The 9168-nt window shown below is 61.0% G+C and carries 17 protein-coding genes; 14 read left to right on the top strand and 3 right to left on the bottom strand.

Features of this window, described 5'->3' with window-relative positions:
• Positions 1–833 precede the first annotated feature (833 nt).
• From HELO_RS19290 to HELO_RS06005, 3 genes are all read right to left on the bottom strand, one after another.
• Positions 834–1007 (bottom strand): hypothetical protein, encoded by a 174-nt coding sequence (locus tag HELO_RS19290; RefSeq protein WP_174208841.1) that lies wholly within the window; start codon positions 1005–1007, stop codon positions 834–836.
• Between the two features lie 5 nt (positions 1008–1012).
• Positions 1013–1741, bottom strand: coding sequence for a zeta toxin family protein (locus HELO_RS06010; RefSeq protein ID WP_174208840.1), 729 nt, complete (start codon positions 1739–1741; stop codon positions 1013–1015).
• A gap of 72 nt (positions 1742–1813) precedes the next feature.
• Positions 1814–2506 (bottom strand): S24 family peptidase, encoded by a 693-nt coding sequence (locus tag HELO_RS06005; protein ID WP_162301210.1) that lies wholly within the window; start codon positions 2504–2506, stop codon positions 1814–1816.
• 108 nt (positions 2507–2614) lie between these two features.
• Here HELO_RS06005 and HELO_RS06000 point away from each other — a divergent pair, with 108 nt between their 5' ends.
• From HELO_RS06000 to HELO_RS05940, 14 genes are all read left to right on the top strand, one after another.
• Positions 2615–2812, top strand: coding sequence for a helix-turn-helix domain-containing protein (locus HELO_RS06000; RefSeq protein ID WP_041601951.1), 198 nt, complete (start codon positions 2615–2617; stop codon positions 2810–2812).
• A gap of 65 nt (positions 2813–2877) precedes the next feature.
• Positions 2878–3336, top strand: a complete 459-nt coding sequence (locus HELO_RS05995; protein ID WP_013331860.1) for a phage regulatory CII family protein — start codon at positions 2878–2880, stop codon at positions 3334–3336.
• Positions 3305–4198: a BRO-N domain-containing protein gene (locus HELO_RS05990; RefSeq protein ID WP_109637350.1), complete on the top strand. Its 894-nt coding sequence runs from the start codon at positions 3305–3307 to the stop codon at positions 4196–4198. The genes HELO_RS05995 and HELO_RS05990 overlap by 32 nt, the downstream gene beginning before the upstream one ends.
• Positions 4195–5145 (top strand): helix-turn-helix domain-containing protein, encoded by a 951-nt coding sequence (locus tag HELO_RS05985; RefSeq protein ID WP_013331858.1) that lies wholly within the window; start codon positions 4195–4197, stop codon positions 5143–5145. The genes HELO_RS05990 and HELO_RS05985 overlap by 4 nt, the downstream gene beginning before the upstream one ends.
• Positions 5146–5148: 3 nt before the next feature.
• Positions 5149–5883 (top strand): hypothetical protein, encoded by a 735-nt coding sequence (locus tag HELO_RS05980; RefSeq protein WP_013331857.1) that lies wholly within the window; start codon positions 5149–5151, stop codon positions 5881–5883.
• On the top strand, positions 5880–6143 hold the full coding sequence (locus HELO_RS05975; protein WP_041601950.1) for a hypothetical protein: 264 nt from the start codon (positions 5880–5882) through the stop codon (positions 6141–6143). The genes HELO_RS05980 and HELO_RS05975 overlap by 4 nt, the downstream gene beginning before the upstream one ends.
• The gene (locus HELO_RS05970; protein ID WP_013331856.1) at positions 6140–6349 is read left to right on the top strand and encodes an RNA polymerase sigma factor sigma-70 region 4 domain-containing protein; all 210 of its coding nucleotides are present in this window, start codon (positions 6140–6142) and stop codon (positions 6347–6349) included. The genes HELO_RS05975 and HELO_RS05970 overlap by 4 nt, the downstream gene beginning before the upstream one ends.
• Complete coding sequence (locus tag HELO_RS05965) at positions 6346–6690, top strand: hypothetical protein (RefSeq protein ID WP_041601949.1); 345 nt, start codon at positions 6346–6348, stop codon at positions 6688–6690. Before HELO_RS05970 ends, HELO_RS05965 begins: the two co-directional genes overlap by 4 nt.
• A complete protein-coding gene (locus HELO_RS05960; protein ID WP_013331855.1) occupies positions 6687–7193 on the top strand; it encodes a hypothetical protein in 507 nt (168 codons plus the stop codon). Before HELO_RS05965 ends, HELO_RS05960 begins: the two co-directional genes overlap by 4 nt.
• Positions 7190–7387 carry a hypothetical protein gene (locus tag HELO_RS19095; RefSeq protein WP_041601948.1) on the top strand — a complete coding sequence of 66 codons (198 nt, stop codon included), beginning with the start codon at positions 7190–7192 and terminating at the stop codon, positions 7385–7387. Before HELO_RS05960 ends, HELO_RS19095 begins: the two co-directional genes overlap by 4 nt.
• The gene (locus tag HELO_RS05955) at positions 7384–7818 is read left to right on the top strand and encodes a DUF968 domain-containing protein (RefSeq protein ID WP_013331854.1); all 435 of its coding nucleotides are present in this window, start codon (positions 7384–7386) and stop codon (positions 7816–7818) included. Before HELO_RS19095 ends, HELO_RS05955 begins: the two co-directional genes overlap by 4 nt.
• Positions 7818–8213: a putative PDDEXK endonuclease gene (locus tag HELO_RS05950; RefSeq protein ID WP_013331853.1), complete on the top strand. Its 396-nt coding sequence runs from the start codon at positions 7818–7820 to the stop codon at positions 8211–8213. Before HELO_RS05955 ends, HELO_RS05950 begins: the two co-directional genes overlap by 1 nt.
• Positions 8214–8227: 14 nt before the next feature.
• Complete coding sequence (locus HELO_RS05945) at positions 8228–8392, top strand: hypothetical protein (RefSeq protein WP_157953395.1); 165 nt, start codon at positions 8228–8230, stop codon at positions 8390–8392.
• Positions 8385–9014, top strand: coding sequence for a hypothetical protein (locus HELO_RS05940; protein WP_013331852.1), 630 nt, complete (start codon positions 8385–8387; stop codon positions 9012–9014). Before HELO_RS05945 ends, HELO_RS05940 begins: the two co-directional genes overlap by 8 nt.
• Positions 9015–9168: the final 154 nt, after the last annotated feature.

Raw genomic sequence — 9168 nt, 5'->3', positions numbered from 1 at the left:
CACCGACCTGCTACTGGCAGCCGTCGGTGAAGGCAGGTGCCCGCTTTTTCCTCAGCGGGGAAGGGATCTCAAATTGTTAAAGAACGCTGACTGCGTCTTGCTCCCTGCAGCTCGGGTGGGCGTTTTGCCCTGTGACGGTTTCCAGAATATGCATGGATGCATTTGCTGTCAATGCATGGATGCATATTTTTATGCACGGGAAGGGTAAGTGCGTATGCACCAAAGGATTTTCAGACACAAAAAATCCCGCTCAGGGCGGGGTCAGGTGGGCAGATACAGAAAACCCGCCTCGGAGAGCGGTAATAAGCAAGGAGTCCTATAAGGGAAGATGGCGCCATGGACATCGCAAGGAGGTGAACCCAGGATTGGTTCAGCCCATGGCGCCAATTAGCAGACTAACATTGAGAGCAGCGAATTGGTAGAAAAAGCCCGCCTCGAAGGGCGGGCAAAGTGCTGTTGGAGCAAGACGTTCAGGGAGCCGCGGGGAAGTGCCTTCCGGCCGCTGCGGCTACCCGAACACCCGCCAGTGTAGCAGCTGGGCGGGCAAGGCGTAATCAGAACGCAATCTGGAGATGAAGCGCCGCAGAGGGTCGATGGAGTCTACGCGGAGAAGGTAGGGAGGTAGGACCCCCCCCCTGGGCGCTTCTCTCAGTGTAGACATGCAGGTGGGCGCTGAAAACCCGCTCAGGAAGGAATAAGGGGCGCCAAGGCAGTCTCGGTGAAGGGATCGCCATCCTTTGGCTCGAGCCGCCTTGGCGCCGAGGTGCAGTATAGCGATATGAGCAGGCATGAAAAACCCGCCTCGAGGGCGGGTCTTTCGGGAGGAGCGCATTTCAGCAGGTCGCGTGGCGCTCAACTCCTGCTCGGCGAACGGTTTCGTTCTGGCGCTCAGAGGCCTTCGTTAGCACGCGCTCATACACACGCTTCTTCTCTGCAGATGATGCATTGCGAATGAAGGTTGAGAAGGCGGTGGTTTCTGCTTGGCGCTTCTTGGTTAGTCCGAGCATGGGGATCACCTTTCTGGGTTAAGCTCCCTTAACAGGGACTCGCGATCATATCTTTCTGGAAGATGGCTGTCAATCTGGTCAACGTTCGCCTTGTATGACCGCACGCTGTTGTCCCTATTCTTGACTAGCAAGTCAACTTTAACATCTCCGCCGAATCGAGTCTTGATGCTGTTCACCACTCGTCGCGACTCAAAGTACTGGTCAATGAAGCCCACAAGCGGGATTCTGCGGCCCTCGTCTTTCTCGCGCGCCTGGACAAAACCCCATGCAAGGTGTGGCTCCTGATAAACATAGAGGATCTGGACGAGTCGCCCGCGTTTGATAGACCGAGCAACGTTCCTCTCTGCAAGATCGTACTTGGCAAGCGTTCCGTCAAGAAGAAAGCTCTGCTTCTGCTCAAGGGCTAGGTCGTGCGCCTTATCGACCAAGATCGATACCGCAAACTGGAAAAGCCAGGAGTTGCCGCCTGTATAGCCAGGAAGCTCATCGCGTAGCTCGTCGGGGTCTATGCGAATGACGCCACCTCCAAATTCTTTGAGCAGCTCTATGGATGACTCAGTCTTCCCAGCGCCAGGAGCCCCAGCCATGAATACAGAGACAGGGTCTGATTCCTTTGGGTATTTCTTTTTATCTGTCAGGCATTTAGCAATTCTCTTTTTATTCTCTCGCGCAAATTTCACGGCCTCATCTCGAAGCCTCTCCTCTTCTGACGTCAGCGGCTCAGGCTGGTTCATGGCATTCCCATAAGCGCTCGATTTGGCTGATGTTTGCTCTACCCCCTCGGCCCCTCAGCCACAGCGAGCCGATCAGGCCCTGGGCTTCCGCATCCACATGGTGGCGATCACCACGCCAACGATCTCGCAGTTGCCGTTGATTGGGATGTAGGGATCGGGCCATGACGGGTTGCGGGCCTTGAGCATCTTGTCATCGCCAGGCTCCTCGACGAACTGCTTGAACGTGGCCTCATTGCTGTCCGTGAGTACGGCTACCACGTCGTCACCGTCGAACGGCAGCACCTCGGGGTCGACGTAGATGATCAGGTCGGGCTCGTACTTGGGCGCCATGGACTGCCCTTTCACCCGGAGCGCAAACGTCCTGTCCGAGCACGCTGGCGGGCGCGGCACCATCTCCTCGCTGACGGCATCGACGTTGCAGACCTCGGTCCATGAGCCTGCCTGAACCCACGAGATAACCGGCACGTAGCCTTCCAGCTTGGGCGGCGGCGCCACGTTCGATTCGTGCAGCGCGGGGTGCTGGGCGATCTTGTCGGCACTCCCCTCGGTCTCTATCGGCTCACGACCACGTATCTGATCCCCGGACACACCGAAATATTCAGCCAGCTTGGCAACCGGCCTATCGGAAGGTTCCTCGATCTTCCCGGTCAGGATGCGCGAAAGCGTCGATTGAGGCACGCCAGCTTCCCGCGCCACGTCTATGGCGCGCTTCCCTGACTCGTTTATGAGGCGGCGTATCACGTCGCGAGGCTTTTCCTTTTGCATGAGTGCAATTATTCCGGCGCCCCGTGCATACGGCAAATGCATTTGCCCTTGACTTAAATGCATGAATGCATATCCTGTGCATATAATCCACACGAAGAGGGCTCCGCCATGTATGGCGAAGAACTGGCCAAGAAGCTGGAGGCCATCCTGGCATCCGGGGCCACCCCTAAGGCGGTAGCCAAGGAGGCTGGCTGCGATATCTCGACCGTTTACCGCATTCGGTCAGGCGCAATTGTGAACCCGAGTTACTCGGTGGGCCGGTCGCTGGATGAGATGTACGCCAAGCTCCGCTCCCATGCCGCCTAACACACCACCAGCGTATCGCCTCCTGCTTAAACAGTGAGAGGCCAGCAACGAACGGAGTTTAGATAGTGGACAGATATACAGAAGGACTCCGAGAAGCGGCATTCGAGTACGGCATCAAGCGCCTAGCGTTCGACCTCGATATGGGCGAATCGCGGCTCTACAAAAAGCTCGATCCTGACTCCGGCGTAAACCTGACTGTGGCCGATTTCTTTCGCATTAACCGGATTCTGGGCGACGTGCGTTGTGTGCAGGCCGCACTGGATGACCTGGGCATTGTGGCCACGCCACGCATCGATGCCGAGGACGAGATCGAGGCGGAGATTCAGGAGCTGTTGCTGGACCAGCAGGAGCAGGCATCGCGGTTCATGCACGCCGTGCGCAAGGCGCGAGCCGATGGCCGCATAGACGCCGCTGAACTGGAGCTGATCCGCAATGAGCGCCGCTCTCTGGCCGAGAACGGCAACACGATCATGACCCGCGTCGAGCGGATGCATGAAACAGGTCTTCGACTGGCGAAGGCGTAAACGCAAAAACGCCCGGGAGGCTACCAACCAATCCCCGGGCGTTTCGTATAACCGAAGCTATGAGGTAAGCGTAATGCAATCGATCCAACCATTCAACTTCGACAGTCAGCAGGTTCGCGTCATCCAGGGTGACGATGGCGAACCGATGTTCGTCGCAAAGGATGTCGCCGCCGCGCTCGGGTATAACTGGCAGGTCGCGCTGGTTAAGCATGTGCCGGAAGAATGGCGGGGGGTTACTCAGAGTAACACCCCTTCTGGCGTCCAGCGCCTCACTGTCTTGACCGAGCAGGGCCTGTATTTCTTCGTCGCTCGTAGCGACAAGCCCAAGGCGCTGCCGTTCCAGAAGTGGCTGGCTGGCGAGGTGCTGCCGTCGATCCGCAAGACTGGCCAGTACCAAGCGCCCGGCATCGAGGCTGCCAACGTCCCGGCCACCATGGCCTTGGTCGAGTGCGCGGCCAATCTGCTGCGCGCCTCCGACTCCGGCAAGGTCGTCATGCTCCGCAAGGCTGGTCAGGCCGTGGGTGCTGATACCTCATTTCTGCCCGACTACACCGAGGACAGCGCCCCGGGCCACGTTGGTGCCATGGATACCGCTAGCCTGACCCACCTACTGCGCGAGCATGGCCTCAGCCATTCGGCGGCAGCCGTGAATCAGATGCTTCACGACGCCGGCATCCTCGAGAGCCGCACCCGCAAGAGCACCAAGGGCGCTCTCAAGCATTTCTGGTGCCTCACTGACGCCGGCCAGCACTACGGCAAGAACGTCGTGAGCCCGCAATCTCCGCGCGAGACGCAACCGCATTACTACCGTGACCGCTTTATCGATCTACTGGCTGTGGCCGGTATGGAGCCCGCAGCATGAGCGTAGAAGCAATGAGCTGGGCGATGAACCAGCAAACTGTCACCGATTCTGGCGCGCGATTCGTGCTCGTAGGACTGGCCAATCATGCCGACAAGCATGGCCGCCACGCTTTCCCGTCGAACGCCACGCTGGCCGAGTACACCGGCCTGACGGGCCGCACCGTCACGCGCAAGATCAATGACCTGCTGTCGGCGGGCATCATCAAGATGGGCAATCAGGCCATCGCTGCGGCCCATATTGAGCGCGCCGATCAGCGCCCTGTCGTCTACGACATTGTGATGTCCGACCTTCCCGAAAAACGGGGTGACAGGAAGTCATCCCGTAAGAAACGGGGTGACACTGATGCAGCAACGGGGTGTCATTCTGACGAGGACGGGGTGACATCTATGCAAGAACGGGGTGACACAGTGTCACCCGAACCGTCCTTTGAACCGTCCCCTAAACCGTCCAATGAACCAGTTGCGCCGGGGGCTGAGCCCACCGACGCGCCGATTGAGGGTGAGCTGGACCTGGGTGACGAGCCGGCGCAGCGTAGCGACGAGCCTCGCGCTGCCATCCCGCCCGACATGCCGGGACCGAAAGACCCTACCGCCAAAACCTTCAAGCCCTGGGCCAACTACGCAGTGGCCTACCGCCAGCGCTACGGCGTGTACCCGATCTGGAACCAGCGCACTGCTGGCCAGCTGGGACAGCTCGTGGACCGCGTGGGGGCCAACTACGCCCCCGGCGTGGCTGCGTACTACCTGCGGATGAACAACCAGTTCTACGTCGCCAAGGGCCATCCGGTCGGCTTGATGCTCCAGGACTGCGAAACCATCGCGGTGCAGATGCAGACCGGCCAGCAGATGACCGCCACCCGTGCTCGCCAGATGGACGGCACGCAGGCCAACGCGAGCGCTGCCGACGAGGCCAAGAGCCTGCTGGCGGCGTCTGGATGGGAGGACTGATTCATGCCGCTGACACGCCAAGATGCAGAAGGCCTGCTCGACCAGCTCTACGCCACTGCCGAGGTGCTGGGCAACGAAATCAAGCCCGCTGCCGCGTCGCTGATGATCCGCGACCTGCGCGACTACGACCGGCCCGAGATCGAGCAGGCCTTGGCTCGCTGCCGCTCCGAGATCACTGGCCGCCTGACGCTCGCCGCGATCCTTGAGCGCATGCCGACCGCCAATGCTCACCTGACCGCCAATGAGGCGTGGTCCATCGTCCTGGAGTCGCAGGACGAGAACGCGACGATCATCTGGACCGACGAGATCGCCAAAGCTGCCGGCGTCGCCAACCCGATCCTGGAGGCTGGCGACAAGGTGGGTGCCCGCATGGCGTTCATCGCGGCCTACGAGCGCGAGGTTGCTGCATCCAAGGCCGAGGGCCGCGAGGTTCGCTGGTGGCCATCCCTGGGTGACAGCAAAGAGCTGCGCCGTGAGGCCATCGAGCAAGGCGTGAAGGACGGTCGCCTGCCAGCTCCCAAGGTCGAGCACTTGCTGCCGGCTCCTGAGAAGCCCGAGGACGAGGCTGGCAGCAACCCGGAGAACGTCCAGGCGATGCTCCAACAGCTCCGCGACACGCTGAATGCGAGCAACGAGCAGGCCGTCGAGCAGCGCCGTCAGGAAGAGGCCGAGACGGAGCGCCGGCGTGCAGAGCTGATCGCGCAGGCTGAACAGCGCATGGCAGGAGGTGCCGTATGACCAACGTCACCCGAATTCACCCCGTCGTCCGCCACGAACTCGACCTCCCCATGGAGGTCCTGGGCGTCCTGTACCGCCAGGCCGAGCCGACGGTGCATGAGATTGCCCATGACATCGAGATGCACCACGGATACCGCATGGACGGTCCGGCATTTATCGCGGCGCTCCAGCACCTGCGCCGTTTGGGCCACACGATTCATGAGCACGACGACCCGGACGGCGTGCGGTATGAGGTGGTTACGGGAGGTTCAGCGGCATGACTGGATACATCCGATTCTCCCGCTACCACATCGCCAAGATGTTCGAGATGCGCGACGGCCTGGGCTGGTCCTATCGCCAGATCGCCAAGTTCGTCGGCGCATCACCGAGCGGCGTGCGCCGGGCCATGGTGGCTGCCGAGCAAGGCGAACGGCTGCCCGAGGTGACGCCATTCTACTGCCGGGTCTGTCCCGAGGAGGTTGCATGAGCATCATCCAGCGAATCCATGACCGCCTGACAGGCGTGCTGGGCCGGGACTGCGAAGGGAAGCCGCTGCGCGCGGGTGATCGGGCCGAGGTGCTGCAGATCGGTGATCATGTCCCGCGCCAGTGTCGCAGAACCCTGGTGACGGTGGTCCGAAAAGGATCGAAAGAAGGGCAAGTGGACATTGATGTGCCATACCCGTGGGAAGGTGAAGATTGGTGGCAAACCGAATGCTGGAACCTTCGCCGCCTCGACGACAACGACGACGCCAACTGGGCCAACGTCACCGAGGCCACGGGCTGGACGCCGCGCACCGTCGAGCAGCCGAGCGAGGTGGTGACATGAGCGATCCGAAACGCTACGTGGCCACCGCCGGCACTGTCGAGGAAGCCCTGGCCGCCATCGCTAAGTTCCCAGGGATGCTCAACCAGGCATTCCGACGCTGGAAGCGTGTGCGGATGGTGATCGAGGAGGAACCGGAGCGACGCAGCCTCGACCAGAACAGATTGCAGCGGCTGTGGTGCAAAGAGGCAGGCCAGCAAGGGGATATGGCCGCCGAGGAGTATCGCGGCCAGATGAAGCTTCACCATGGCGTCCCCATCCTCCGGCGTGACTGCTCGGAATTCGCCGAGAAGTACGACCGCCTCGTCAAGTGGCGCGCCTATGAGGAGAAGCTGGAGTTCATGCAGGAGCCGTTCGACTTCCCGATCACAAGGTTGATGACCAAAGCGCAGAAGACCGAATACCTGAACAAGGTCTACACCGATCTGACGGGACGAGGCATACGGCTGACAGATCCAGAGCTCAAGGGCATCGGCCCGGACCAATATCGCGAGGTGGCAGCATGAAGGGTGAGCCAATCAACTTGGTGGAGGCATATTTCTCGGCAGTGGGCTTGGGATTCCTCGCTTGGGCGGCATGGCAGAGTTTCACGACAGGATTAATGCCGGTGGTTTGGGCTTTGTGGCTGTTTCTCGCCCCACTACAAGCCGGGTTTGTCGTGTTCTTCATTCGCGAGTTTTTCAAGGGGCGGAAGCAATGAAGCGTTCACCGATTCAACGTAAAACGCCTCTTCGCTCCGCTTCTCCGGCGAAGCGTAAACCGGTGAAGCGCACCCGGCAAAAAGGAGTGAGCGATGTACGGTTTCGCAGCGAGGCCTATCTGCGCTTTGTGCGCTCGCTGCCTTGCTGTGTATGCGGGGCCCCGGCCAACGCCGCCCACCACCTGATTGGCATGTATCAGGCCAGCGGGATGGGGCTCAAGGCGGCCGACAGTCTGGCCATGCCGGTCTGCGATGGCCCCGGGGATACCTGTCACAGACGCATTCATAGCGAGGCTCACCTGCGCTGGCAGCAGCCGATCTTTTTGATCGACACGATCAATACCGGCCTCGACGCATTCCCAGAGGGGTCGATCCATGACGCGCTGATTGAGGCGAGGGACTTCGTGTTGAGCAAGGAGGGCAAGGAGTGATGGCCAAGGCAAGCCGGGAGAAGGGCCGCAAGGCTGAAGGCGAAGTGGCTCGCCTGCTGGGCGAGCACTTGGGGCTGACGCTCAAGCGGCGGCTTGGCCAGTACCAGGCTGGTGGTCATGACCTGGACGGCTGGGACGGCGTTTGCGTCGAGGTGAAACGGCATAAACGAGCCACTCAGGGAGATGTGGCCACCTGGTGGCAGCAGACACTGGAACAGTGTGCCGGCAGCGAGACTCCTGTCTTGGCCTATCGGGCGGATTTGCAGCAGTGGCGATTCGTCATCCGTCCCATCGACTGGGGCGGCGCCGTGGCCGAGCCCGCCGAGGTAGACATCGACGGCCTATGTGCGTGGGTCAGGCATGGCCAGCAACTCAAGCTGGAGGTCTCGACCTGATGGAGTGGCGAAAGGTGAGCAGCTACTGCATTCGCTCTGACTGTGGGCGCTTCAGGATCGCGAAGTGGGTCAGCCAGGGCAAGGCCATGTACCTGCTGAGCGACGGCGACACGACGGTGGGCTGGTATCGGGATGCCAGCAAGGCGAAGGACAAGGCGGAGGAACTGGCGAATGGGTGAGCGACTGATGATCAACACCGATCCGAAGGTGGCCTGGGCAATGGCGATGGATAGCGGCGTCCGCTCACAGATGGGGCCGATCCTCGAGGACCTGATGAACGGAGGCGGCGTGCAGTACACGACCAAGGGCGGCGCCGGGGCCGGCCACTGCTCGGAGTACGCGCCGATCTACGCCTGCATTCGCCGCATGGAGAGCGACTCCCCTGCCCTGGCAGCTATCGGCCATGTGCTGTGCGATCCGATGCTCGAGAGCGCCAATGCCTGGCTTAACGATGCCGTGGCAGCCGTCGAGTCCAAGGTGATCGCCCACATCCCCAACTGGAAGGATGGCCGGGCATGGAAGCCAGCCAAGAAAGAGCGCGTGCACTATCTGATCCACGTCGCCCTGATGGAGCGGCAGCGCAACCTGTCGGGGGCGCAGCCTGAGTGGTCGCCGGAGCGCATTGGCGAAGTGATGTCGGGCTGGTACGGCGTGCCGATCACGACTCGCAAGTGGCACCAGGATTGGCGGCCTGTGTGGGGCGTCATTCAGGCAGCCATGGCGACGCTTGAGGGTGATGCCATGGAGCCTGTCAGCGAGGTGATCGGCCGCATGGTCCGCGAGGCGCGAGCAGCGGCGTAGCTGTTGCATTTCTTAGCCCATCCTGATACGCTCATTTGTAAGCTGTCGTAGCTATGCCCTGACAGCTCCTAATCTCAAAGCCTCGCCTCACCGGCGGGGCTTTTTCGTCAGGAACTTTCATCGCCCTTCCTCGTCGGATGTATGCAAGCTTCCA

It is taken from the genome of Halomonas elongata DSM 2581, assembly GCF_000196875.2.
Classification (GTDB): Bacteria; Pseudomonadota; Gammaproteobacteria; order Pseudomonadales; family Halomonadaceae; genus Halomonas; species Halomonas elongata.
Note: the sequence above shows the minus strand (reverse complement) of the source record. Positions and strands in the feature narration are given on the sequence as shown.